Source organism: Agrobacterium sp. SOY23 (genome assembly GCF_027212525.1).
Classification (GTDB): domain Bacteria; phylum Pseudomonadota; class Alphaproteobacteria; order Rhizobiales; family Rhizobiaceae; genus Agrobacterium; species Agrobacterium tumefaciens_I.
The window spans coordinates 255,492-281,203 of the sequence record NZ_JAPWDT010000008.1 but is presented as its reverse complement, the minus strand read 5'-3'; the positions used below and the strand labels follow the sequence as shown (position 1 = coordinate 281,203).

The following is a 25,712-nucleotide window of genomic DNA, read 5'->3' as shown; positions in this document are numbered from 1 at the left end:
CTACTGAGGATTTATTTTTTGGGGGGAATAAATGCAAAGATTGTTTTTAGCATTCATCGTCACCGGCATGCTTACCTCTTGCGAAAGTAGTAGCATTTTAGTTCGTCCTAATCCTTTTATTGGTCAGACAGCAGCGCAGCAGGCGTTGGACGGTTCCGCACACAATATTGCGCTCGTCAGCCCCAAAAAACTTCTTCCAGGCCATATTTACAAAGTAGCTGACAACGATTTCAAAGAAATTTGCGGAAAAGATATCGAGCAACAGAACAGGTTGAAAACACTCGCCCCAGTTAAGGTCGACGAGAAAACCGAGACTATTGCTGATCGTCCAAGAGATTTGGAAATCGAGGTATTGGGGCAATCCCTCGCGACTTACAATAGTATCAAAGTAAAAGGATATCAAACCTATGATGTCCGCGACGGAAATACGCCTGTCGATGCGTCCTATATCTTGTCCAATGTAAAACGAGGGAAAGATAGTTGTTTCGACGCCGTGTTGCCTCGCAACAAACCATATCTGGTTGTTGATCAGGTTGCCGTCGGCAGTGAGATCGAAACCTGGTATAAACGCGGCTTCGGCGCGAGTGTCGGTTTCGGTCCTTTTAGGGCTGGTTTCAAGCCGAAGGAAGAAAAAACTGGCACCCGCAGTGACCGAGTATTCGGAGCCACTGGCACTCTGGTGCGCTGAACAGAATCAGGCCGACGGCACGCGCCATCTTTTGTGCGTCGTAGAATTCACTCGACGAAAACCCGCACACTCGAGGCGCGGCCGTCGGCGTCGATTACCGTGAGCGTTGAAAACCCCTGCCCTTCCGGCCGCCATTCGCTGTTGCGGCGGTGGGAAGGGTCCGGCAGGGGCCTGCCATTGGCAAGCCAGCGGAAGGGCGCGCGGCCGCCCTGCAGTTTCAGCACCAGCGGTGAAATGCCGGACTGGCTGGAGAGTTCCACCCGCGCGCCTTCCGGCGGATACACGATGCGGGGGGCGCTTTCGCGTCTTGAAGCAGAAAGCAGACCGCTTGCGGTTGTCGTGAAACGTCGCTGGTTGGCGGGAAGATCGCTTACGGCTACGCGCGCAATGCCGGAGGGTGCGGCGGGCATCGGCGTCACCGCCACACCGGATTTCGCAAAAGCCTCGAAAAGGATCGGGGCCGCCGTCGCATAACCGGCAATGCCCGGCACCGCGCCATTATCGGCACGGCCGACCCAGACGCCGATGATGTGCCGCCCGTCATAACCTACCGACCATGCGTCGCGATACCCATAGCTGGTGCCGGTCTTGTAGGCGATGCCACGCTGTTTCACGCCAAGCGGCGGCAGCACGCCGGAGAGTATGTCGGTGACGTTCCAGATCGCGGCATCGGAAAACAGCCGGTCGCCCTCCAGCCGTTCGGGGATGGCGCGGACACCATCGCCGAGCCGCACGGGGTCGCCGTTGCCAGCAAGCCCGGCGTAAAGCTGCACCAGATCCACGAGAGAGATACCGGCACCGCCAAGCGCAATGGCAAGGCCGGGCGCTTCGTTGGCCGGAAGCACGAGCTTGACGCCCGCCCGCCGGAAACGCACCATCAGCGCCGAGGGGCTGACGGCATCAAGCAGCTTGACCGCCGGCACGTTGAGCGACAGTTGCAGCGCCTGCCGGATGCTGACATCACCCTGATAATGCATATCGAAATTGCGCGGCCGGTAACCGGAAAAATCGGCCGGCCGATCCTCGATGATGGTCTCCTGTCCGACAAGACCGTCTTCAAAGGCAAGGCCGTAAATGAACGGTTTGAGGGTGGAGCCCGGCGAACGAACGGCCCGGCTCATCTCCACGAAACCGCGCCTCGCCGTATCGAGATAATCCGCCGAACCTACTTCCGCCAGAATATCACCGGTCTGCGCATCAGCCATGAGGATGGCGACGGAGACCTTGTCGCCCAGTTTTTCCGCCGCGTGGCGGGCAACAGCTTCCAGTTCCCGCTGGATCGGCAATCTCAGCGTCGAATGCGCCTCTGCGGCATTTTGAAATTTGGCACGGGCGGCGACGGCCATGTGCGGCGCATAGGATGGCAGGTCCCGCCGGTTGACCGGCACGGCCGCCGATGCGGCCCGCTCCGCCTCTCCCTCGCCGACCACACGTTCGACGGCAAGCCGTTGTAACACCCGCTCGCGCGCCTGCCTTGCCGCCTCCGGGAAACGATCCGGGCGGCGTTTTTCCGGCAATTGCGGCAGCGCCACCAGCAAGGCCGCCTCCGCGGTGTCGAGCCGGCCCGGCTCCTTGCCGAACCAGGCAAGGCTTGCGGCGCGAATGCCTTCCAGATTGCCGCCATAGGGCGCGATATTCAGATAAAGATCGAGAATCTCCGCTTTACCGAGCCGTCTTTCAATTTGAATGGCCCGAACGGCCTGAAGAAGCTTGGCCGAAAAGGAGCGATCAGCGCGCGGCTCGATCAACCGCGCCACCTGCATCGACAGCGTCGAGGCGCCGGAGACGATCCGGCCGTTACTGGCCAATTGCCAGGCGGAGCGCAAAAGCGCCCAGGGATCGACGCCGTGGTGATCGTAAAAGCGCTGGTCCTCATAAGCGATCAGCATGCGCAGGAACTGCGGATCGACCTCGGAAGCCGTGGTCTTCAGCCGCCAGCGGCCATCCGGCGTCGCGAAGGCGCGCAACAGTTTTCCATCACGGTCCAGCACCTCGAAGGAGCGCTGTCGCGCAGCCTCCAGCGGCGGCGGATAGGCCTTGTCGAGCGCATCAAGACCGAAGGCCGCGCCGCCCAAAAGCAACGCGGCCGTTACGAAGCCGATGATGACAGCCTTTTTCCGCCTCATGGGGTTGCCGAGCGCACCTCCATGCGGCCGGTTGCCGTGCGGGCGGCAAATTGCGGCCGGTACATATCTTCAACCGAGGCTGCCGGGTGATCATAGGTGCCCGGGGTGACGGCGCGGACCACATAAGCGAGCGCAATCTCCGAACTGTCACCGGCCGAGCGATCGAAGGCCGCGACGAAACGGTCGTAGCGGAATTCGGTATGTGCGGCTTCCGTTTCCGGCAACCAGTCGAAATTCGACAGTTCGGCCGAATTAACGAGGCTCGGATTGTCGATTTCGAAACCGGAGGGCAAGAGATCGGTCACCAGAATGCGCGACTGCCAGTTATTCTGCGGCACCACATTCAGCACCACTACATAACGCTCGTTCTGCGTGACCTCGCTCGGGTTCACCTCCTCGCCATCCATGGAATAATAGGTGCGGGTGATGGTGAAGCCCTCGCCACCGGCGGCGAGCGGCTGTGCCGGCGGTGCCACCGTGGTGACGACCGCCGTGACCGGATCGGCAGAGGCATTGGCGATCTTCAAGGGAGCTGCCAGCAATTCATCGCCGCTCATCCGCTTGCCGAAGCCTCCCGTCTGCAAATCGCCGTTCACATCGAGGCGGATGTCCTTGTCCTCGCCTTTGACGGCGCGGGCGGCGAGCAGCATCCAGGCCTGTTCCTGCGTGCTGGTATAGGGCTTCTTTTCCCATTCCTTCGCCACGGCACCGGCAAGCTGCGGCACGACGGCCGGCACCGGCCGGCTTTCCGCCGCAAGCGCCAGCGTCGCTGCGCCATCGCGCAGGGCAGAGCCATAATCCGAACGCGCGAAGCTCACATTGGTGGCACGGCTTGCCATATCAAGCGAAGCGCCGAAAACGCTCTTGGACCGGACCTGATCGCCATAAAGCGAAAGGGCGGCGGCAACATGCGCCTTGGCCAGCGGCGTCGGAAAATCGGCCAGCGCCGTATCCGCATAATAACGCAGATCGTTGATTGCAGCCTTGCGGTTGCGCGCCAGCACATAGAGCGAATAGGCGATCTCGTTGCCGCGGTCCTTGACGTTGCTGTCATAGGAAAGGCCGTTCTGCAGGTTGTTCAGCGCCTGCACCATGGCCGCTTCGGGCACGTCGTAACTCTGCTCGCGGGCGCGGGTCAGGAAGTCGGTGATATAGGCATCGAGCCACAGATCGCCATAACCGGGCGACCAGAGGCCGAAGCTGCCCGAACTCGACTGGAAGGACAGCACGCGGTAGATCGCTTCCTGCACCCGCTTGCGGGTATCAGGGTCCTCAGCCATGCCACTGTCTTTCGTCAGTTCCGATACGTAAAGCAGCGGCAAAGCGCGGCTCGTCGTCTGCTCGGCGCAGCCGTAAGGATATTTATCCAGCATCATCACCAGCGCCGGAATATCGAAGGCCGGCGAACGCGTGACGTTGACCGCGACGGAGGAGCCAAGCAGCATGCTGTCGGCCAGAAGATCGCCATTGATCGTCAGGCTGCTATTGGGCGCAATCTTGATTTCGCGCCGCGTCGTGACCGGCAGAACGGCCGGGCGGACTGGAACATTCAGCACCTGCTCCAGCGAGACACCTGATGCGTTGGAGACCTTGATGGTGATCGCGCCATTGCCGGGTTGTTCACCCGTCAGGGGCACGGTCAGTGACGACTTGCCGCCTTTTTGAAGCGCCAATGTCTGCGACATCTCGCCCTGATCGACCGTTAGCGCCGTGTTGCTAGTCACATCCAGCCGGTAATCGCCGGCCTCGCCATCCGTATTGGCGATATCGAGCCGCAATTGCGAGACATCACCGGGGGCGAGGAATTTCGGCGCGCTGGCGATGACCACGACGGGATCACGGATGATGGCATCCGAGACCGCATGACCGACACCCGTCTTCGTCCAGGCCACCGCCATGATACGGGCCGTGCCGTTGAACTGCGGAATATCGAAGCTGATTGTCGCCTTGCCGTCACCGTCGAGTTCGACCGGACCGGCAAAGAAGGCCACCAGCTTTTCGGTGGGCGGGCTGCCCTGAAGGGCCGCCCCTGCGCCATCACCGCCGGTGCGCAACCGGCCGGTGGCACCAAGCGAACCATCGATCAGGCGACCATAAAGGTCGCGGATTTCAAGCCCCAGCCGGCGCTGGCCGAAATACCATTCATCCGGCTTCGGCGGCTCATAGCTGGTGAGGTTCAAGATACCGACATCCACCGCAGCAACGATGGCATAGGCCTTTTCGCCGACGCCGGCACCCGCAACGGTGATCGGAATTTCAAGCGGCTGGCGCGGCAGCGTCTTTTGCGGCGCACCGAGGGTGACGGCGAGCTTGCGCTCGGCCGGATCGACGGCAAGCCACTTAATGCCGATGGCGCGCATCGGCATGCGGCTTTCCTGCGCATCGCCAGGCCGGAACAGCGTCGCCGTCACATAAGCACCCGCTCCCCATTCCTCGGTGACCGGAATGTCGATCTCGCCGCCATCCTCACCGATCTCGGCATTCTGAACGGAAATCAGCTTCTCGGAACCGGAAGTGATCATCAACTCGCCGGCAAAACGCGAGGAAACCTTAAGTTTCGCCGTATCGCCAATCTTGTAGCTCTGTTTGTCCAGCGCGATTTCCAACGCATCGGGCGTTTCCGTCGAGCTTGCCTCGACGTAGAAACCGGCATCAAATTCGACGCTGGAAACCGGCGCGCCATTGCCGGCGCCCTCCACTTCCAGCCGGTAACGGCCCCAGGTGACGGGCACGGAAATCTCGCCGCCATTGGCATCGACGGACAGGGTGCCGGCTTCCTGCTGCTTGGTATATTCCACCGGCTCGTAACGCCAGGAATTGCCCTGACGGTACCACTGATAGTTCCGTTCGACCTTGATGAGCTTCCAGTTGAGGCCGCTCATCGCCTGCTTCGCCCCATCGGCGCTGACGCCGATGATATGGAAACGGCCAACGGAATTCTGGGCAAGATCGCCGGAAAATTGCGGCTTGATGCCGATGACCGGGGCATCCGCCTTGATAGGCAACGTCAGCGAGCGCTCCACGGCGCGGCCGCCGGCCTCTTGCATGCGGACGGTAATGTTGGCCGAAAGAAGCTGGGTGGTGGAAGGCAGATCGGTGAGATCGACGTTAAAGCTCGCCTTGCCCTCTTCGTCCAGAACCGGCAGCTCGGCAAGCGTGCTGCGGTTTTCCTCTTCGCTTTCCTCATCCGCCAGACCGAAGAAATAACCTTCGAAATCGGCACTCGTGCGCGTCGGTTTGATCGCCACCTCGCCTTCCAGCGTCAGGCCGGCAGCGGGCGCGCCATAGAGATAACGGCCATCGACGTCGATTGCCGTTTCCGCGCCCGGGTCGATCTGTTTTGCCTTGCTCGAGAGGTCGAACTCGGTGCGATCAGGCACAAAATCGTCGACAAGGAAGCTCTTTTCGCTGATGGCAGCCGTCTTTGGATCGGTATGAATACGCAGCGTCCAGGTGCCACGCATGGCATTTGCCTGCAGCGGCAGATCGACCGCATGGCCGCCCAGCGCCTTGCCATCGCTGACGAAACGCCGATCCTCGACGCCATCCGGGCGCGAGAAGATGAAGGTGAGCGGCAGATCCTCGATTGCCTTGCCATCGACATCACGGGCAAGCGCTGCCGCGTGCACGGTCTCGCCGGCGCGGTAGATGCCGCGCTCGGTCCAGCTGAACACGTCGATGGCACCGGGGGCTGCCCGTCCCGTCACGCCACGGTCTGAGAGGTCGAAGCCGGCGCGGGTCATGTAGAGGAAGACGTAATCCTCGTCGCCGTTGCGCGCGGTCAGGATTGCCGGTGCCTGTGCGGCCGTGCCGCGCATCAGGCCTGCGGAGAATACCGCGCGGCCATCGGCATCCGTCTTTGCCGTGCCCAGCACCTCGTTATTCTTGGCAAGCAGCTGCAGATCCACATCCGCGAGCGGCTTGGCGCTGCCAAGCGCACGGACGAAGACATTCAGCCCATCGGTGCCGGCGTAGGTGGTGATGCCGGTGTCAGAAACCAGGAACCATTGCGTGGCGCGGGAATCCCATGTTTCCGGTGCTACGCCCGGCGGCACTGCGGTCAGCACATAGATGCCGGGTTTGCGCTCCGGCAGGGCCTCATCCACCGGGAAGCTCGTCACCACATCCTTGTTGAGATCAGGCTTGATCTCGATCGAGCCCTGCCAGACGAGTTCACCGATCTCGTTTTCGATACGGTCGGCATTGTAACCGTCCATCTGCGTCAGGAACTGCGAATTTGTGAGCAGCGAGGTAATGTTGCGGTCGCCGACGCGATAGAGCTTCAGGTCGGCCTTGTCGGCATTGACCGAGACGATCGGGATGCCGCGGCGCGCGGTGCCCGGCAGCACGAAATTCTCACCCGTGAAGCGTACGGTCGCGGCGCGGTCACGCACGTAAATATCGAGATCGACCTGCTTTTCCAGCGGCTCTTCCACCGAAGACGGCAGGCCGGCGCGCAGCGCAATCTTGTAACGCTGGCCATGGGTCAGGCCTTCGACGCAAATCTCGCTGCCCTTCGCCTCAATGGCTTTGGGGGCTGCCCCATCCAGCGTGATGAAGGAGGAATAATCGACGCCATTCTTCACCAGCGGTTCGGAAAACTGCACGCAGGCGCGTGGGCTGACGCTGTCCGTATCCACGGTATTGTTGATGACGCGGAAACCCTGGCGGGTGCGCAGGTCGGCATAGGCGGCCTTGATACGTGCATTGTTGGAAAGCGCGAGGCTCTCCTTATAGGCGTTCAGTGCCGCGCGATAATTCTGGGTTTTCTCGAAGGCCTGCGCCAGCCGGTTCAGGGCTTCGGTGCGGGCGCTGACCGTACGGCTCAGCTGATAAGCATTGATGGCGGCGGAAGCGGCCTGACCGGCGATGGAGTAATTATCGGTGACCTGCGCCGCCTTTTCCGCGAACTCCGCCCAGAGCGCGCCATCATCCGGCGTGATTGCAAGGGCCGCCTTGTAGGTCGCCACCGCATCGGGAATATTGCCAGATGCCGCCTGCTGCCGCGCCGTCTCCACCAGCGCTTCCACACCCTGTCCTGTCTCGCCATCATTTGCCGCAAGGCCGGATTTCAGCCGGCGCGCTTCCTGCTGCAGGCTGTCAGTGACGAAAGACAGGCGCTGAGGCGCGCCGATATCGGCTTCCGTCGCCACTTCCACGATCTTGCCGGCAACAGCGCCGGGGAAGGCGTTCAGCTGATTGAAATCGGATTTGAGGAAGCACCATTTCACCTTGGGATTGTAGGTGAAGGCCTTGCAGGCAGCGTCGCCCACACAAATCTCGCCGCATTGCTCCAGCGAGACATTCTGCTCCGTTCTAAGATCGAAGCCGAAATAATCGCCGTTCTGGGTGGTTACCACCTTTCGAGACGGTTCTGCTGCCGTGACTGGAAGAAAAAAGAGGGCGGTAGAGACCGCAACCAACGAGATCCGGACAAGAGCGCGCAACGACATCGGTATTCTCCCCGCAACAGACATGTCGGGCGGGACTCTGGTCAAATCCACGCATGGTTGTCAACGCATCTTCGTCAATTTGCGACGTGACAATCGGTGGAGACCTGAAGACGGGGAGACTAGTCTTCTATTTTGCGCGCTTCGGAAATCAGCATGATCGGCACGCCGTCACGGATCGGATAGGCGAGCCTCGCGCTTTCGGAGATGAGCTCGTTGTGGGCGCGGTCATAGGAAAGGCGACCCTTCGTCAAAGGGCAGACCAAAAGCTCCAGCAGCTTCGGATCGACATTGCTCATCCTGTCGTCCATGGCGTCGATCCTATTGCAGCACGGTGCCGCCCTCGCCCGAACCCTGGGCAAGAACGATCTCGGTGATGGCGATCAATGTTTCAGCCCGCGTCTTCAGATCAGGCGCTTCCAGCAGCGCCTGTTTTTCGGCCGGCCCGAAAGGAGACATCATGGAAAGTGAATTGACGAGAACGCGATTGCCGGCCCTCTCCACGCTTTCCCAATCCGCTTCCAGCTGATTAGCATCCAGGAACGAGCGGAATACGCGCAGCAGGTTTTCACGGTCCACCGCCTCCTCGTCATATTCACCGGAAAGATCGGCGATGAAGGGCGCATGCCGGAAGCTGCGATAGGGCTCGCCCGCCTCGACCTCTTCCAGCAGGCGGAAGCGGCAGACACCGGTGAGTGAGATGATGTAACGGCCATCCCCCGTTTCGGAAAAGGAGGTGATGCGGCCAAGACATCCGACCGCGCTGAGCGGACCGCCTTCCAGCCCCGCCTCGATGACATGAAGCGCCGGCTGCACCATGCCGATGAGCCGGTGGCTCGCCAGTGCCGTGTCGATCATGGCGAGATATCGCGGTTCGAAAACATTGAGCGGAAGATGGCCTTCCGGCAGAAGCAGCGCGCCCGGCAACGGAAAGACCGGCACGGTTTCCGGCAGGTCGTCATTCTTCACATATCTTGCATTTCCGATATGCATGGGATCAAGCCCCCTGTTCACTGCTGCCCGGCCGGCGGCTCAGCCGCCACGGCCGGGATATGCCCGCATTACGAAAACAGTATCGCCGAAAGCTTCCTGCGGCCGGCAACCGTCGCCGGATCCTTGAAGCCCCAGGCCTCGAAAAATTCCAGAAGCTGGCGGCGCGCACCGTCATCGTCAAAGGTCCGGTCCTTGCGCATGACGTAAAGCAGATGGTCCGCCGCTTCGTCACGCCGTCCCTGCGCATTCAGCACCTTGGCAAGCTTCACCCGCGCCTCGTGGCGGTCGGGATCAAGCGCCAGATCACGTTCAAGCGCCACGGGATCACCAATCTTGCGGGCTTCCTCATATTGCGCGATCTTTTTCGAAACGAGCTGAATGCCCGCATCGTCATTGAGTTCCGCTGGAAGAGAGGAGAGCAATTCACCCGCCCGCTCATATTGGCCGGCGGCGATCATGCATTCGGCGATACCGGCAATCGCTGCGGGGTTTTCCGGATCGGCCTGCATGACGGCGCCGAAAAGCTGTGCCGCACCATTAAAATCGCCATCCGCCAAAAGCTGCTTCGCCTCGGCCAGAACGGCTTCGATCTCGGCCTTGGGGTCACCTGCGTCGGGCCCGGCAATCTTGTCGATGAACTGCTTGATCTGGCTTTCCGGAACCGCGCCCATGAAGCCATCCACCGGCCGACCATCCGCAAAGGCAACGATGGCGGGAATGGACTGGATGCCGAGCTGGCCGGGAATGGACGGATGATCGTCGATATTCAGCTTCACAAGCTTCACGCGGCCATTCGCCTCGTTGATGACCTTTTCGAGCACGGGCGTCAGCTGCTTGCAGGGGCCGCACCAGGGCGCCCAGAAATCCACCAGAACCGGCTGGCGACGCGATTCTTCAAGAACGTCCCTGGTAAAACCCGCGGTCGTCGTGTCCTTGATGTGGCCGGAGGCCGCGCCGTTCAACTCGCCATTGTGATGAACGCTTGCGGTCATCTGCCCGCCATAGGAACCGCCGTAAGGATTATTCGTGCCGCTCATGCCGGTCTCCTGAACTCTCTGTCTGTGTTAATTGAAGCAAAGATCGTATTTCACTCGCTGACTTTCAAGACGAGCGGCGCATGTCCGGTCGCCTCCAGAAAGCGAATGAGATCGCTCGACGCGATCGTCGTCGTCTGATCGTTGGAAAGCGGATGGCCGTTGACCAGCTCGTTTTCCAGGAGATCGCTGTCGAGCACGAAGGTGACCTGCCTGTCCGTATCGTTGATGGCCCCGAAGACCGTGACCGAGCCCGGCACGACGCCCAGATATTCGAGCATCTTTTCCGGCCTGCCGAAGGAGACGCGACTTGCCGCGCCGATGGTCTTGTGGACGCTTTTCAGATCCACGACGGCATTTTCCTCAACAGTCAGGACGAAATACTGATCCTTCTTGTCCTTCACGAAGAGGTTCTTTGTATGACCGCCGGGAATGAGATCGCGCAGCGACTGGGATTCCGCGACGGTAAACACCGGCTCGTGCTCTTTCGTGGTATGAGAAATGCCGAGCCCGTCGAGAAACTCGAAGAGTTCCGTTGCCGTCTTGGGAGAATTTTCTGCCATATCCTGCCGCCTGCCTCTGTCGATTCCATTGTCATTCCTTACCTGATTAAGGGGGTGACCGGCACTTGGCAACGCTGGAAAAAACGGCGAGATGAAAAATTCTCAATCATTTCCGCTGCTTGTCGCATTTCTCAAAGAAATTTTCGCGTTTTTGTCATTTCCCTGTTGCATTCCAAAATCGATTGAGCGATATAGCGCCCGTCGCCACTTGGCGGCCCACGGTTCAGCGAACTACCCCGGACCGGTGGATTTGAGCGGGTGTAGCTCAGGGGTAGAGCACAACCTTGCCAAGGTTGGGGTCGAGGGTTCAAATCCCTTCGCCCGCTCCAAATTTCCCTAGGAAAATCGATATTTGGGCGATCGTCTCTTAAGATGTCGCGGTTTTGGCTTGCAATCGGCGTTTCCATTCCACGCTGCCGAAGAGCGCCCGCCCGCCCATCGCCATCTTGATATCTACATTGACCGCTTGTGCACCACGCAGCACCGTTGACTGAACGCCCCGCGAGGCGGAGGTTGTTCCTCGAAATACGGATTTCGTATGGGAGATGCCGGATGTCAAATATCGAAACATTCCCCGCTTCTATCGAAATGAAGCCCAACCCCACGATCACTGTTTTTGAACGCTCTCCCGATGGTGGCCGCGGTCTCGCGCGTGATATGCCGGTGCGGTGGGCGCTCGAGGAAGTAGGCCAGCCCTATCATGTCCGGCGCCTGTCGTTCGAAGCGATGAAGGAAGCTTCGCACCTCGCTTGCCAGCCTTTCGGCCAGATACCCTCCTATGAGCAGGGCGACCTCATTCTGTTCGAGTCGGGGGCGATCGTGCTCCATATCGCGCAAAATCATGCGGGCCTGCTGCCGGAGGACGAATTGCGACGAGCCCGGACCATTGCCTGGATGTTCGCCGCATTGAACACGATCGAGCCGCCCGTCCTCAACTTTGGTACGACCTGGCTTTTCGAGCGCGACGAGCCCTGGCACGAAGCCCGCCTTGCCCGGGTCAAGGAGCAGCTCCTGAAGCGCCTTGACGAATTGTCCGCATGGTTTGGCGAGCGCGAATGGCTCGAAGGTTCTTTCAGCGCTGCAGATATTCTGATGATCTGCGTATTACGCCGGCTGGAATCATCGGGCATATTGAAAGGCTATGGAAACCTTTCGGCCTATGTTGAACGAGGCAAGGCCCGTCCGGCGTTCAAGCGGGCCTATGACGCCCAACTGGCGGTCTTCACCGAGGCCTCAAAGAACTGACCCCTGTGCTGCCCAGCTTCTGATCCAAAATCAGCCAAGGGCCGCGACGCATCACAAGAATATATTCGCCATGATCTTGCCATATTTCATTTCATGTGCTTTTGTGCAGCCGCCCTTGTGGGAGGGGGTAGAGGTTGAGACCCGCTAGCTGCATTTGACAGCAAGCGGGTTTCCCTTTTTTAGGGCAAGACTTATCGGCTAATGTTACGCGTATGAGTACTTATTTGCCTTTGACGGACGATAGCGCCTCGGAGCCTCTCAATTACAATGTGTGTAAGTTATCGCTTACTTTCCATTATTGAAGGCCTGCGCCCTTCTTCTCCATCCTCTGCACAATGACCTTGATTTCCCGAAGGCCGCCAGATTGGGCGGACACGGCTTGCCGGAATAACCCTGATTGTCTGTACCAAGCCGCCCGCAGCTTGCTAGCCGCTCCAGAAGCCATCTTGGCATTGCCGGGAGCATTGTCTGTACAGGGGAAACCCGAGCGCACGCCATCAGCCTGCTGATGATGCCGATATCGGTTGAACAGCGAGAGACCAAGAAGCGTTCGGGTGCCGATAGTCAGTTCTTGTCTAGTCTGGATAAATTGCCCGACCATTTGGCAAGATAACTGGCGCATTCCCTGAATCGCGGCCGTTTCTGGCGCTAGGCTCTACGCGGGGCTGCACCCGATCGCGCCACTCCGTTTGGTTCCGTTCTCGGTCTCGCCACTCTCTGCGGTCGCGATGATCGCGCCATTCTCTCCGTTCGCCCCAGTACCGGCGATCGTAATCGCGATAGTAGCGATCACGATCATAAGACCGATAATAGACGCCGGATGAATAATATCCACCTCGGTATCCGCTATCGTCGACGCATCCAGTCAGGACACCCAGCGACACCAGACAAATAGCTGCGCTCAATAGCTTCATGATTTTAGCTCCCAATGACCGACTCAAACGCATTGCAAATGCAGCGGTTCCATTGGCCAATACTGACGCACGCGATGTTAATCGGGCCTGAACAGCCAGGTGAACGTTTCAATTGGAGGGGTTGGAAGCGCCCAACCGCATTTCCCGTGACATGGCCGACCTTGCGCATATCCACAAGGCGCTCAAATTCTGCGGTGTCGAAATGCACCGTGTGAATGGCGGCGGCGTGGCTCGCGTGCAGAGAATTGATCGCAAGCGTCATCTCACACCTGAGAAAAACAGGCGAAGACTATATGGCAGATCAAGGTATCTATCGGTTTGATGCAGCCCGAATATCGGCTGTTGTTTGGTAGCGGGAGAGGGACTTGAACCCCCGACACGCGGATTATGATTCCGCTGCTCTAACCACCTGAGCTACCCCGCCACAGGGGAAACGTGACAGTCATGTGACTGGCCGCTCCATCAGGATGAGCGGCTTATAAGGTGCCGCTCCCCAAAGTGTCAAGCGCAAGATGCGCAAAAAATTCGCTTTCCGCAGTGCTGCAAAAAGTACGCTGTTTCAGGCGGCAACCGGCTTTTCCAGAAGAGCCTTGAGCGAAGCTTCCGCTTCCGCCGAGCGTTCCGAACGTTCGATGAAACCGCCGCCGTAAACACGGGCATCTGCGCCCGGCGCGGAATAGAGCACGCAGGCCTGCCCTGGCGCAACGCCGGCCTCGCCGGTCATCAGCTCCACATAGATACCGTTTTCGTCCGCATGCAGCACCGCTTCCGTCGGCGGGCGGGTGGAGCGCACCTTGGCAAAACAGGCAAAGCCCTGCCCGGCATCATTCGCCAGTTCACCATCGCCAAGCCAGTTCATGTCACGCAGATAGACGCGACGGGTTTCCAGCGCCTCACGCGGGCCAACGATGACCCGGCGGCCCCGTGCATCGAGATGTACGACGTAAAGCGGCTCGCCCGTCGCAACGCCGATGCCGCGGCGCTGGCCGATCGTATAGTGCACGATGCCATCATGGCGGCCGAGCACGCGGCCGTCGAGATGCACGATATCACCCGCCAGAGCCGCATTCGGCTTCAGCTTGTTGATGATGTCGGTATATTTGCCCTGCGGCACGAAACAGATGTCCTGGCTGTCGGCCTTCTTGGCCACGACAAGCCCCATTTCTTCCGCCAGCGCCCGCGTTTCGGCCTTGGAGAGGCCGCCGAGCGGGAAGCGCAGATAATCGATCTGTTCCTGCGTGGTCGCAAACAGGAACCAGCTCTGGTCACGGTCGCTGTCGATCGGGCGATAGAGCGCGCGCCGCCCCGGTTGGCCGGGAACGGGATTGGGGCGCGAGCGGATGTAATGACCGGTCGCCAGCGCATCGGCGCCCAGTTCCTGCGCCGTGGCCAGCAGATCGGCAAATTTTACAGTCTGGTTGCAGGCAACACAGGGGATCGGCGTTTCGCCCATCGCATAGGCTTCGGCAAAGGGATTGATGACGGTTTCACGGAACCGCGCTTCGTAATCCAGCACATAGTGTGGAATGCCGAGCGTTTCGCAGACTCTGCGCGCATCATCGATATCCTGCCCCGCGCAACAGGAACCGGCGCGATGCACGGCAGCACCATGGTCGTAAAGCTGAAGCGTAATGCCGAGGACATCATAGCCCTCGCGCTTGAGGATACCGGCCACCACGGAAGAATCGACGCCACCGGACATGGCGACAACGATCCGGGTATCTTCCGGCCTCTTGTCAAAATCGAGCGTATTCACGTTTTTTCCCATCGTCAGTCATAACGGGGGTAAAGGCCCCGCCGCCTGTCGGTCATCCGCCGCGAGAAAACTGGCCATCAATCGGGCCGTCCTGTCTCGCCATCCTGCGGATTTAAGGGCTGCATATAGAAAGGAATGGCCGCGCACGCAAGTACGGGGCGGAAAACCGCCCCGTAAAGCCATCAGATTCGGGTCGTGACGGGCCGTTAAGCGCCGGCCGTCTTCTGGTCGCTGCTGCCGAACCACCTGTCGCGTTCCCGCCACAGAGCGGGCAAAGCCAGCAATCCGATGGCCGTGAAGGCGATCAGCGTCTTGTTGAGCTGCGACAGTTCCGCCGTACGGCCATCCAGATAATAGACGCCATAAACGATCGCCACGTGCCAGACGTAGACCTGCAGCGAATGACGGCCGAGCAATTGCAGGAACTTCAGCGAAAGCACCCAGATAACCCCTTCGGCAATGGAACGCACGAGCGGGCGGTGGTGCTTCGGACCGGCAATCACCAGCCAGGTCAGGCCGACACCGACGGCGAGGAAGTTGATGAGATAGACCGGGCCGAAATCGGCGCGGATTTCCATGGTGGAGAATTTGCCCATCATGAATTCCGGCATCAGGCCCCAGGCGGTGGCGATGCGCAGCGGCATGAAGAACAGGCAGATGACAAGGGCGGCCTTCGGCAGCCATGTATGCTCAGGCGAGAAGATCGCCTTCCACGGAATGCGGTTCTGCGCCGTCATCGCGCCCATGACCAGCGCCGAATAGAAGACAAGCTGCCAGCCGAGCAGGTTGAAGCTGACGCGAATGCCCTGCTCGTCAGCACCCTTGACGAGTTCATTGAGCGGCGTCGTCACGATCTGCTGCAGGCCGAGCTGGCCGGCCATCCAGACCAGCAAAGAACCGGCCATCACATAGGCCCACTTGCCGTCGAGGCAAAGCTTCACCAGCAGCGGAGCAAAAATCATGTAGACGATATATTGCGGTAGGATATCCATGAAGGTCGGCTGGAAAAGGAATGTCGCAATCGCCGCCAGACGCAGCGGGTCGTCAAACGTCGTCATGCCGAGCCAGTTGTACCAGATATAGGGCGCATGCGGGATGACCATACGGAAGAACAGCACGGCAATGACGAGGCCCATCGCATAACGATAAAGCTCCATCGCCCGGTTCCAGATCATCTGCTTACCGGCATCATAGCCGTATTTCATCATTTTCCGCGCATAAACCATGCCGATCAGGAGGCCAGACAGGAACACGAAGCCCTGCGCATCCTCAACAAAGGCAAACTGCCGGTGATTGATTTCCACCAGCCAGAAACCGCCGGCAAACACCAGATGATTGATCAGCATGAAGACGAGGAAGTAACCACGCATCCCGTCGATCAGGTCAAAGCGTTTCATCTCGATAGCTCTCCGTTCTCGCGGACCGCACATTGCCGGGCCACCCAGCCCGGCTTGGGAGGCGCCGGGGATTGGATTGTCAACGCTGTTTTGCGGCTGAGGTTCCCTTTCCAAAGCGGTTTAGAACCGGCGCGAAAAGTCACATTGACGTGTAGGCGTTCTGGTTAGGATGCAGGGACTGAATGCCGGATGAATGAAAAAAGGCAATTCCGTGGAGTGACCAAGCCATGCGTTAGCGATATGCCTCGACAAACAGGACTTAAAGCCTTGCATAGCAGGGCGAAGTCAAAATCGCGACCCGTCATTGGCGGAGATATCACCCGTTAGATTTATCAGTCGATTTTTTTACCGCCTGCCGGTCTTGCGCGGGGCGAAGCTGAAGTGTGGCCAACCTCGGGACGGAGATCATTGTGAGTCCTCACAAACAAAAGCCCGGAGGTTGGGGAACCTCCGGGCCGTTTCATTCAATAAAGATCGAATCCTTCGCCTCAGGCAGCGGCCTGAATGGCTGCGACCTGCCAGTTGTCATTGCCCGCGCGGCGTACGAAGGTCCACATCTCGACCGCTTCGGACGGATGCTGCTCGTCGCCTTCGATCACCTTGCCGGAGTTGCGGTCGCGCATCACATCGATGGCGGAATAACGCATCGCCACCGTCGCATAGTCCTGCCCCTCTTCGTGCCAGGCTTCGGCGACATCGCCCTGCAGCAGCGTCACGTCACGCACGTCGTTCTTCACGCCGCTGGTGGCATTGTCGCTCAGTTCTTCGGCGAGGTAGGACATGGCTTCCGGCGTCGTCAGCTTGCGCAATGTGCCGTAATCCTCGGCGGCATAGGCAGCCTGTACGTCTTCCAGCATCTTCTGGAAGGTTTCGAGGTCACCCTGGGTAATGCCGATTTCATCGCCTTCCGACACGGCATTGGCATGCGGCACCGGCTTGGCCGCAGTTGCAGCAGCCACACCGCCCGCAGCGCCGGCAAGCGCGCCGATCTTCGGGATCTTGAACGAGGATGCGGAAGAGCCCGCCTGCGAACCACCGTTAAAGGAGGAACCGGAGTTATCCGTGCGCTGCGATCCGCCTGCCGAACCATAGGCCGGCTGGCCCTGACGGCGCGAGGCGAAGAAACGCATGGCGAACATGACCAGAAGACCGATCAGCGCCACCTGCAGCAGCATGCCGAAGAAACCGGCCATGCCGCCAAAACCGCCGCCCAGCAGCATGCCGAACAGGCCGCCCATCAACAGGCCGCCCATCAGACCACCCATCATGCCGCCGAACAGGCCACGGTTCTGCTGCGGGGCCTGCGCGCCGGGGCGTGCCGGCTGGGCCGCGCCCGGTGTCGCCTGGTTCTGGTTCGTATTCGGGGTCATGCTGCGGTTGATCGGCGCGGTCTGGCCGGGTGCCGTGCTGGTCGAAGGCGGAGCGGAATAGGTCCGCGTGCCGCGGCTGCCGAAACCGCCGCTGGCGCGGCGCGCCTCTGCCATGTCAACGGCAACGAAAGACACCGCGATACCAAGCGCGGCGACTGCGAACAAACCCTTGAAGCGCCGAAAGGCAGCAAACATTGTTATCTCCTGTTGGCCGCCCTCCCATGAGCGGCATGTCAGCAGGCGATATAGCAACTCATGATCATCATTTTTAGACCACTCGGCTTAAATTTTTTGTGATATGCAACCAATGCGATAATCTCACGCATTTTGCGACGAAACAGTCATTGGAAAAACGAAAAACCCGGCACAGGGTTTCCCCTGCACCGGGCCTTATTGTCCCCTTGGGAGGAACGATAGGCGTATCAGTCGACGTTAAACGTCAGCGGCTTGACCTGGCGGATCGCCGGGTTGGCCCGCAGCTTGTCGAGCACGGTTTCAGAAACCGGGCCATCGACATAAAGAAGCGCGATGGCGTCGCCGCCTTCCTTTTCACGGCCGAGCTGGAAGTTGGCGATGTTGACACCAGCTTCACCGAGCGTGGTGCCCATGAAGCCGATCATGCCGGGAACGTCGGTATTGGTGATGTAGATCATGTGCGATCCGACATCGGCATCCATGTTGATGTTCTTGATCTGGATGAAGCGCGGCTTGCCATCCGAGAAGACCGTGCCGGCGACAGAGCGGATCTGGTTTTCCGTCTTCACCGTCAGCTTGATGTAACCGTCGTAGACGCCGGTCTTGTCGCGCTTGACCTCGGACAGGATGATGCCCTTTTCCTTGATCATGACAGGGGCGGAAACCATGTTCACATCCGCAACCTGGCTGCGGATGAGACCGGCCAGCAACGCGCTGGTCAGCGCCTTGGTGTTCATGTTGGCAGTTGCGCCATCATAAAGGATTTCGATTTCCTTGGTGGCGCTTTCCTGCACCTGACCAACGAAAGAGCCGAGAACATCCGCCAGACGGATGAAGGGCTTCAGGCGCGGCGCTTCTTCCGCGGTGATCGACGGCATGTTGATGGCGTTGGAAACGGCACCCTTGACGAGGTAATCCGACATCTGCTCGGCAACCTGCAGGGCAACATTTTCCTGCGCTTCGGTGGTCGAGGCGCCAAGGTGCGGCGTGCAGACAACGTTCGGCAGGCCGAAAAGCGGGCTCTCTGTGGCGGGCTCGACTTCGAACACGTCGAAACCGGCACCGGCGACATGGCCGGACTTGATGGCTTCGGCAAGAGCCGCTTCATCCACCAGACCGCCACGGGCGCAGTTGACGATACGCACGCCCTTCTTGGTCTTGGCAAGGTTTTCAGCGTTCAGGATGCCGCGTGTCTTGTCGGTCATCGGCACATGCAGGGTGATGAAATCGGCCTGGGCCAGCAACTCGTCCAGCTCAACCTTGGTGACGCCCATTTCCTGCGCGCGCTCCGGCGAGAGGAAGGGGTCATAGGCGAGAACATGCATCTTGAGGCCAAGCGCACGCGAGCAGACGATGGAGCCGATGTTGCCGGCACCGATGACGCCGAGCGTCTTGCCGGTGATCTCAACACCCATGAATTTCGACTTTTCCCACTTGCCGGCCTGCGTGGAGCTGTCGGCGGCCGGAAGCTGGCGGGCGACGGCGAACATCAGCGCGATGGCGTGTTCGGCGGTGGTGATGGAGTTGCCGAAGGGCGTGTTCATGACGATGATACCGCGGCGCGAAGCAGCCGGAATATCGACATTGTCGACGCCGATGCCGGCGCGGCCGATGACCTTGAGATTGGTCGCGGCTTCGATCAGCTTTTCGGTCGCCTTGGTGGCGGAACGGATGGCGAGACCATCATAATTGCCGATGATTTCGGCAAGCTTGTCCTTGTCCTTGCCGAGCTTCGGCTGGAAATCGACTTCGACGCCACGATCACGGAAAATCTGGACGGCGGTTTCCGACAGTTCGTCGGATACGAGTACGCGAGGTGCCATGGTTCACGGGCTCCTTGAAGGAAGTGATGGAAATGTACGAATGGGGAATGTGCGGCCCTGCATCCGCGCAGGGCCGGTATCAAAATCAGGCGGCAGCTTTGGAAAGCGCTGCTTTCTGCGTCTGGTAGGCCCAGGCGAGCCAGGGCATGACGGCTTCCATATCCGCCGTCTCGATGGTGGCGCCGGCCCAGATGCGCAGACCGGACGGTGCGTCACGGTAAGCGCCGATATCGAGGGCGACATTTTCCTTTTCGAGCAGGGCGACGACGCCCTTGGCGAAGTCCGCCTGCGCGGCGGCATCCAGCGCCTGCACCTCGGGATCGACGATCTTCAGGCAGACGGAGGTGTTGGAGCGGGTTTCCAGCTTGACGGCCAGATTGGCGATCCAGTCATTCTTCTCGATGAAGTCGTAGATGACCTTGGCATTGGCATCGGCACGGCCGATCAGCGCCTTCAGGCCACCGAGGTTCTTCGCCCACAGCAGAGCGTCGATATAGTCTTCAACGCAGAGCATGGACGGCGTGTTGATGGTTTCGCCGGTGAAGATGCCTTCGATCAGCTTGCCGCCGGAAACCATGCGGAAGATTTTCGGCAGCGGCCAAGTGGGCGAATAGCTCAGCAGACGCTCGACAGCACGCGGCGACAGAATGATGACACCATGGCCGCCCTCACCGCCCAGAACCTTCTGCCAGGAGAAGGTGACGACGTCGAGTTTCGTAAAGTCCATGTCCTGTGCGAAAGCCGCCGAGGTGGCATCGCAGATAGTCAGGCCCTTACGGTCGGCCGGAATGAAATCGGCATTGGGAACGCGAACGCCGGAGGTCGTGCCGTTCCAGGTGAAGACCACGTCACGGTCGAAATCGACTTCGGCGAGGTTCGGCAGCAGGCCGTAATCGGCCTCGAACTTGCGCACGTCCTTCAGCTTCAGCTGCTTGACGACATCGGTGACCCAGCCGGCACCGAAGCTTTCCCAGGCGAGCATATCGACACCGCGTTCACCGAGCAGCGACCAGAGCGCCATTTCAACGGCGCCGGTGTCGGACGCGGGAACGATACCGATGCGATAATCGGCAGGAACGTTCAGAATTTCACGGGTGAGATCGATGGCCTGCTTCAGCTTGGCTTTGCCAACCTTGGCGCGATGCGAGCGACCGAGCGGTGCATCGGAGAGAGCATCTAGCGACCAACCGGGACGCTTCGAGCAGGGACCAGAGGAAAAATGCGTATTGCCCGGACGGACGTCCGGCTTCACTATATCTGTCATTTAACTACCCTTTCAGATAGGCGCCTCTCGTTAGGGAGAGGTGTCCTGACGCCGTTGCTATTCCTGTCGCCGACCTCAGTCAAGCGGAATATGTCGCTACGCAGAAGAATTTTGGTCCATATGCGTCATGCGTCGGGTCAGATGCCGCCAAAACAAAACCGCCCGCACCCGGAGGATGCGGACGGTTTGAAACTACCAGCAGGGCGTGACGTTTATTTATAAACGGCAGGCTGCAGTGGAATATCGGCAGGCGGCATATATTGTGCCGTATCGCAGCCATTGAAGACATAACGGCCGCCAACGCGCACCTCGTGCGAATAGAGACCCTTGTCACGGCCCGGGCCGCCACCATTCTCATAAGCGAACATGTCACCCTTGTTGATGTGGCGGAAACGATAGCCGATATCGGCCTTCAGGTTACAGGTGACGTCGATGGATGCGCCGGCCATCAGCGCGTAAGCGAAGCGCCACTTGCCCTTGCCGCCGTGCTCGGTGGTCGGATCGCAGCCGAGACCATTAACGCTGCACGAGGTGTTGCGCAGCTTGTCCCACTTGACATAGGAGCCGCCGATACCACCGCCGACATAAGGCGTGACGCGACCATAGGTGCCGAGATCGACATAGGCGTTGGCCATCAGCGTATAGGCGCTCAACGAACTGAGATCAGCCGAGACGCAGCGACCGGGAACGGAGCCGCAGAAACCGCTCGTGGAACCGCGGAAATCCGATTTCCCCATATAGTCAAAGGTCACATCGCTGCGGAGATAGTTGTTGAACTGATAACCGACACCACCACCGATGACATAACTGTCCTTGATTGTCGCGGTATCGAAGTCCCGGAGATAACCACCCGGTCCGCCCTGATAATAATGGGCGCCGCGCAGCTTGTTGAAGGAATAACCGACATCGCCGCGCAGATACCAGCCGCTCGCCTGGGTGATCGCAACTTCGGGGGCCTCGACATAGGCCGGCGCAGGCTCGGCTTGATAAAGATCGGCAGCAATAGCGCTGGTGCCGGTCAGCAGGACGGCCAGAAATCCGGCCAGGGCGTTTTTCATGACTTCCACTCCAGAAGAGGCACGTGCGGTTTCGGCAGCAGATGCCAGTGAACGGTTCAGTCATGGAGATTGACGTAAAATGGTTAAGTCCCGATTAACCACGATCATTCACTATATTTATTAGCGAATACTCAAAGAAAAAGCCGGCGTCGGGGCCGGCTTCTTGTTGCGTTATTATCAGTAAGCCTTACGCGGCCGATCGGGCATTGGTAATGACGCCAACGAGATCGTTGACGATCTGCTCCACCTTCGCACTGTCATCACCCTCCGCCATGACGCGGATCAGCGGCTCGGTGCCGGAAGGGCGGATGACGAGACGGCCATTATTGGCCAAGGCGCTTTCCGCATCCGCAATCGCCTGCTGCACGACAGGGTTTTCGAGCGGCTTGCCGCCGGAAATTCGCACATTCTTCAAGAGCTGCGGCACCGGCTCGAACTTGCGGCAAACTTCGCTGACCGTGCGGCCGGAGCGCTTGACCTTGGCGAGAACCTGCAATGCCGCCACGAGGCCATCTCCGGTTGTGCCATAATCCGACAATACGATATGGCCGGACTGCTCACCACCGACGTTGAAATTGTGATTGCGCATATGTTCGACGACATAACGGTCGCCGACCTTGGTGCGGGCAAGGGTGAGGCCCTTGTCGCCTAGGAAGCGTTCCAGGCCGAGATTGGACATGACGGTCGCGACAATGCCGCCACCGCGCAGTGTGTTGTCAGCAGCCCAGCTATCGGCGATGACCGCCATTAGCTGGTCGCCATCGACGATTTCGCCGCGCTCATCAACGATGATGACGCGGTCCGCATCCCCATCGAGCGCGATGCCGATATCGGCCCGCACTTCGTGCACTTTCTTCTGCAGGGCTTCCGGGTGGGTGGAGCCGCATTCGAGATTGATATTGATGCCGTTCGGCTCGTTGCCGATGGTAACGACTTCAGCACCCAGTTCCCAGAGCGCTGCCGGCGCCACCTTGTAGGCGGCACCATTGGCGCAATCGATGGCGATCCTGAGCCCGCTCAGCGTCACATCACGCGGCAGGGTACGTTTGACGAATTCGATGTAACGATAGATGTCGCCATCGACACGCTTGGCGCGACCGATTTCACTCGGCTTGGCCAGCTGGGCGTAGATGTCCTTGTCGAGAAGATCCTCGATCTCAAGCTCCAGCTCATCGGAGAGCTTGTAGCCATCCGGTCCGAAAAGCTTGATGCCGTTATCGGAGAAAGGATTGTGCGAGGCCGAGATCATCACGCCGATATCAGCGCGCAACGAGCGCGTGAGCATGGCAACTGCCGGTGTCGGGATGGGGCCGAGCAGGAAGACATCAAGGCCGGCTGCGGTGAAACCGGCGACCAGCGCGTTTTCCAGCATATAGCCCGAAAGGCGCGTATCCTTGCCGATCACGACGCGATGGCGATGATGGCCCCGGCGGAAGATCGTGCCAACGGCAATACCCACGCGCATCGCCAGATCCGGCGTCATGGGAAAGACGTTCGATTGTCCACGGATACCATCGGTTCCGAAATAACGGCGTGCCATTTGAACTCCAAATCTCTCGGGCATTCCGGCAAAAGATAAAAATAGCCGGAAGCGTTTTTGGCTAGATGCCACAAACCACGATAAACAGCACGTAAATTAGCGCAAAAATGGCTTATATCTTGTTACCAAAATGAAAAGGCCACCCGGAAACCCGGATGGCCTTTCACAATCATGCGTTTGCGAAAGCGATCAGTGCGGCTGCGGCTCCATGCCGCCTTCGGCTTCGCCGTCACCCTTGGTCTCGCCATCGCCCTTTGCTTCGCTGGGGCCGTCCTTTTTGGTGCCGGCCTTCGGAACCGCAGAACCACGGCTGCCCGGAGAATCGTCGCCCAGATCGCGGGCGGGCTTTTCGCCCTTCAGCAGCGCCTTGATTTCGTCACCCGTCAGGGTTTCGTATTCGAGCAGCCCCTCGGCAATCGCAACGAAACCATCGTGGTTTTCCGTCAGGATACGGCGTGCCTCGGCATAAGCCTCGTCGATCAGGCGGCGAACTTCCGTGTCGATGGTCTGGGCCGTCGCTTCGGAGACATTCTTCGACTGCGAGACGGAGTGGCCGAGGAAGACTTCCTGCTGGTTTTCGCCATAGGACACCTGGCCGAGAGCATCGGAGAAGCCCCATTGCGTAACCATGGCGCGGGCAAGCTTGGTGGCCTGCTCGATATCGGAAGACGCACCGGAGGTAATGTTCTCCTTGCCGAAGGTCAGTTCCTCGGCGACGCGTCCGCCCATCATGATGACGAGACGCGAGACCATCCACTTGTAGCTCATGGAATAGCGGTCGCCTTCCGGCAGCTGCATGACCATGCCGAGTGCACGGCCGCGCGGAATGATCGTCGCCTTGTGCAACGGGTCAGCCACGGCGACCTTCAGCGCGGTGATCGCATGGCCGGCCTCGTGATAGGCAGTCAGCTTCTTTTCGGCTTCGGTCATGGCGGAAGAGCGGCGTTCCGCACCCATCATGATCTTGTCCTTGGCGTCTTCGAACTCCTGCATGGTGACCACGCGCTTGTTGCGGCGGGCGGCCATGAGGGCGGCTTCGTTGACGAGGTTCATCAGGTCAGCACCCGAAAAACCGGGCGTACCACGGGCCAGAACCTTAAGATCGACATTCGGCGCCAGCGGCACGTTGCGGATATGCACCTTGAGGATGCGTTCGCGGCCGACAATATCCGGGTTCGGCACGACGACCTGACGGTCGAAACGGCCGGGACGCAGAAGTGCGGGGTCCAGAACGTCGGGACGGTTGGTGGCGGCGATGAGGATAATGCCTTCATTCGCCTCGAAACCGTCCATCTCGACCAGCAGCTGGTTCAAGGTCTGCTCGCGCTCGTCGTTACCACCGCCGAGACCGGCGCCACGGTGGCGGCCGACGGCGTCGATTTCGTCGATGAAGATGATGCAGGGCGCGTTCTTCTTGGCCTGTTCGAACATGTCACGCACGCGGCTTGCACCGACGCCGACGAACATTTCAACGAAGTCCGAACCGGAAATGGTGAAGAACGGCACATTGGCTTCACCGGCAACGGAGCGCGCGAGAAGCGTCTTACCGGTGCCTGGAGGACCAACGAGCAGCACGCCGCGCGGAATTTTACCGCCGAGACGCTGGAACTTCTGCGGATCACGCAGGAATTCCACGATTTCCTCGAGGTCCTGCTTGGCTTCGTCCACGCCTGCAACATCGTCAAAGGTGACGCGGCCATGCGCTTCCGTCAAAAGCTTGGCCTTGGATTTGCCAAAGCCCATCGCGCCGCGCGAACCACCCTGCATCTGCCGCATGAAGAACAGCCAGACGCCGAGGATGAGGAACATCGGCAGAAGAGTGCCGAGGTAGCTCAGGAAACCGGACGAGCCATCGCTTTCGGGACGCGCCACGATGGTGACGTTCTTGCTCTGCAAGCGCTCCATCAGGCTGTCGTCGATGACGGGGGAATAGGTCTGAAAGGCCGTGCCGTTTTCGGTATAGGTTCCGAGAACCCGGTTACCGGTGACGGTCACGTCGCGAACTCGCCCGGAATCCACATCGCGAAGAAACTGGGAATACGGAATTTCCCGCGAACCCGTTTGCGTCGGCGACGTCTGGAACATGCTGAACAACGCGATCAGCAAGAGGGCGATCACGGCCCACAAGGCGAAATTTCTGAAATTTGGGTTCATCGAACTCCCCGAACTCACACGGGCATATCTGCTGCCCGCCATTATGTGCCCCTAACATAAGGACGACATATGCCCTTGCCAAGGCAAAGCGCATTATCTGATGCGTTTTGGTGTAAAAACTATTCCATGGCAATTCACGAAA

16 protein-coding genes and 2 tRNA genes are annotated in these 25,712 nt (G+C 59.6%); 3 read left to right on the top strand and 15 right to left on the bottom strand.

Features of this window, described 5'->3' with window-relative positions:
* Positions 1–31: 31 nt before the first annotated feature.
* The gene (locus O3S81_RS22155; RefSeq protein ID WP_269346710.1) at positions 32–688 is read left to right on the top strand and encodes a hypothetical protein; all 657 of its coding nucleotides are present in this window, start codon (positions 32–34) and stop codon (positions 686–688) included.
* Positions 689–735: 47 nt separating this feature from the next.
* On the opposite strand, the gene pbpC is transcribed toward O3S81_RS22155, so the two are convergent.
* The 6 genes from pbpC to O3S81_RS22125 all read right to left on the bottom strand — a co-directional run bounded on the left by pbpC (position 736) and on the right by O3S81_RS22125 (position 10,854).
* A complete protein-coding gene (pbpC, locus tag O3S81_RS22150) occupies positions 736–2,814 on the bottom strand; it encodes a penicillin-binding protein 1C (RefSeq protein WP_269346708.1) in 2,079 nt (692 codons plus the stop codon).
* A complete protein-coding gene (locus tag O3S81_RS22145) occupies positions 2,811–8,267 on the bottom strand; it encodes an alpha-2-macroglobulin family protein (RefSeq protein ID WP_269346706.1) in 5,457 nt (1,818 codons plus the stop codon). The genes pbpC and O3S81_RS22145 overlap by 4 nt, the downstream gene beginning before the upstream one ends.
* A 119-nt stretch (positions 8,268–8,386) precedes the next feature.
* Positions 8,387–8,575, bottom strand: coding sequence for a Trm112 family protein (locus tag O3S81_RS22140; protein ID WP_035222506.1), 189 nt, complete (start codon positions 8,573–8,575; stop codon positions 8,387–8,389).
* A 10-nt stretch (positions 8,576–8,585) separates the two neighbouring features.
* Complete coding sequence (locus O3S81_RS22135) at positions 8,586–9,257, bottom strand: LON peptidase substrate-binding domain-containing protein (protein WP_269346705.1); 672 nt, start codon at positions 9,255–9,257, stop codon at positions 8,586–8,588.
* A 68-nt stretch (positions 9,258–9,325) separates the two neighbouring features.
* The gene (gene trxA / locus O3S81_RS22130) at positions 9,326–10,294 is read right to left on the bottom strand and encodes a thioredoxin (RefSeq protein ID WP_269346702.1); all 969 of its coding nucleotides are present in this window, start codon (positions 10,292–10,294) and stop codon (positions 9,326–9,328) included.
* A gap of 50 nt (positions 10,295–10,344) precedes the next feature.
* Entirely contained in the window at positions 10,345–10,854 is a 510-nt protein-coding gene (locus O3S81_RS22125; protein ID WP_269346700.1) for a prolyl-tRNA synthetase associated domain-containing protein, read from the bottom strand.
* 254 nt (positions 10,855–11,108) lie between these two features.
* Between O3S81_RS22125 and O3S81_RS22120 the strand changes: the two genes are divergently transcribed.
* Both O3S81_RS22120 and O3S81_RS22115 read left to right on the top strand, forming a co-directional pair.
* A tRNA-Gly gene (locus tag O3S81_RS22120) sits at positions 11,109–11,183 on the top strand.
* A 223-nt stretch (positions 11,184–11,406) separates the two neighbouring features.
* Positions 11,407–12,099 carry a glutathione S-transferase family protein gene (locus O3S81_RS22115; RefSeq protein ID WP_269346699.1) on the top strand — a complete coding sequence of 231 codons (693 nt, stop codon included), beginning with the start codon at positions 11,407–11,409 and terminating at the stop codon, positions 12,097–12,099.
* A gap of 1,261 nt (positions 12,100–13,360) precedes the next feature.
* Here O3S81_RS22115 and O3S81_RS22110 read toward each other — a convergent pair.
* The 9 genes from O3S81_RS22110 to ftsH all read right to left on the bottom strand — a co-directional run bounded on the left by O3S81_RS22110 (position 13,361) and on the right by ftsH (position 25,570).
* Positions 13,361–13,437: transfer RNA gene (locus O3S81_RS22110), tRNA-Met, on the bottom strand.
* A 135-nt stretch (positions 13,438–13,572) separates the two neighbouring features.
* On the bottom strand, positions 13,573–14,769 hold the full coding sequence (gene mnmA, locus O3S81_RS22105) for a tRNA 2-thiouridine(34) synthase MnmA (protein ID WP_269346697.1): 1,197 nt from the start codon (positions 14,767–14,769) through the stop codon (positions 13,573–13,575).
* Positions 14,770–14,975: 206 nt separating this feature from the next.
* A complete protein-coding gene (locus O3S81_RS22100; protein WP_269346696.1) occupies positions 14,976–16,166 on the bottom strand; it encodes an OpgC family protein in 1,191 nt (396 codons plus the stop codon).
* 488 nt (positions 16,167–16,654) lie between these two features.
* A complete protein-coding gene (locus O3S81_RS22095) occupies positions 16,655–17,731 on the bottom strand; it encodes a Tim44 domain-containing protein (RefSeq protein WP_269346695.1) in 1,077 nt (358 codons plus the stop codon).
* A gap of 227 nt (positions 17,732–17,958) precedes the next feature.
* Entirely contained in the window at positions 17,959–19,554 is a 1,596-nt protein-coding gene (gene serA, locus O3S81_RS22090) for a phosphoglycerate dehydrogenase (protein WP_269346694.1), read from the bottom strand.
* Positions 19,555–19,639: 85 nt separating this feature from the next.
* Positions 19,640–20,818 carry a phosphoserine transaminase gene (locus O3S81_RS22085; protein ID WP_269346692.1) on the bottom strand — a complete coding sequence of 393 codons (1,179 nt, stop codon included), beginning with the start codon at positions 20,816–20,818 and terminating at the stop codon, positions 19,640–19,642.
* A gap of 212 nt (positions 20,819–21,030) precedes the next feature.
* On the bottom strand, positions 21,031–21,876 hold the full coding sequence (locus O3S81_RS22080) for an outer membrane protein (protein WP_269346690.1): 846 nt from the start codon (positions 21,874–21,876) through the stop codon (positions 21,031–21,033).
* A 187-nt stretch (positions 21,877–22,063) separates the two neighbouring features.
* A complete protein-coding gene (gene glmM / locus O3S81_RS22075; protein WP_269346689.1) occupies positions 22,064–23,416 on the bottom strand; it encodes a phosphoglucosamine mutase in 1,353 nt (450 codons plus the stop codon).
* Positions 23,417–23,605: 189 nt separating this feature from the next.
* Entirely contained in the window at positions 23,606–25,570 is a 1,965-nt protein-coding gene (ftsH, locus tag O3S81_RS22070; protein ID WP_269346687.1) for an ATP-dependent zinc metalloprotease FtsH, read from the bottom strand.
* Positions 25,571–25,712 lie beyond the last annotated feature (142 nt).

Bases quoted from the DNA above. Each gene is read 5' to 3' on its own strand.
- serA (WP_269346694.1), bottom strand. From the start codon at position 19,554: ATGGCACCTCGCGTACTCGTATCCGACGAACTGTCGGAAACCGCCGTC.
- O3S81_RS22145 (WP_269346706.1), bottom strand. From the start codon at position 8,267: ATGTCGTTGCGCGCTCTTGTCCGGATCTCGTTGGTTGCGGTCTCTACC.
- O3S81_RS22085 (WP_269346692.1), bottom strand. From the start codon at position 20,818: ATGACAGATATAGTGAAGCCGGACGTCCGTCCGGGCAATACGCATTTT.
- O3S81_RS22100 (WP_269346696.1), bottom strand. From the start codon at position 16,166: ATGAAACGCTTTGACCTGATCGACGGGATGCGTGGTTACTTCCTCGTC.
- O3S81_RS22080 (WP_269346690.1), bottom strand. From the start codon at position 21,876: ATGAAAAACGCCCTGGCCGGATTTCTGGCCGTCCTGCTGACCGGCACC.
- trxA (WP_269346702.1), bottom strand. From the start codon at position 10,294: ATGAGCGGCACGAATAATCCTTACGGCGGTTCCTATGGCGGGCAGATG.
- ftsH (WP_269346687.1), bottom strand. From the start codon at position 25,570: ATGAACCCAAATTTCAGAAATTTCGCCTTGTGGGCCGTGATCGCCCTC.
- O3S81_RS22135 (WP_269346705.1), bottom strand. From the start codon at position 9,257: ATGCATATCGGAAATGCAAGATATGTGAAGAATGACGACCTGCCGGAA.
- O3S81_RS22125 (WP_269346700.1), bottom strand. From the start codon at position 10,854: ATGGCAGAAAATTCTCCCAAGACGGCAACGGAACTCTTCGAGTTTCTC.
- O3S81_RS22115 (WP_269346699.1), top strand. From the start codon at position 11,407: ATGTCAAATATCGAAACATTCCCCGCTTCTATCGAAATGAAGCCCAAC.
- O3S81_RS22155 (WP_269346710.1), top strand. From the start codon at position 32: ATGCAAAGATTGTTTTTAGCATTCATCGTCACCGGCATGCTTACCTCT.
- pbpC (WP_269346708.1), bottom strand. From the start codon at position 2,814: ATGAGGCGGAAAAAGGCTGTCATCATCGGCTTCGTAACGGCCGCGTTG.
- glmM (WP_269346689.1), bottom strand. From the start codon at position 23,416: ATGGCACGCCGTTATTTCGGAACCGATGGTATCCGTGGACAATCGAAC.
- O3S81_RS22095 (WP_269346695.1), bottom strand. From the start codon at position 17,731: ATGTTTGCTGCCTTTCGGCGCTTCAAGGGTTTGTTCGCAGTCGCCGCG.
- O3S81_RS22140 (WP_035222506.1), bottom strand. From the start codon at position 8,575: ATGGACGACAGGATGAGCAATGTCGATCCGAAGCTGCTGGAGCTTTTG.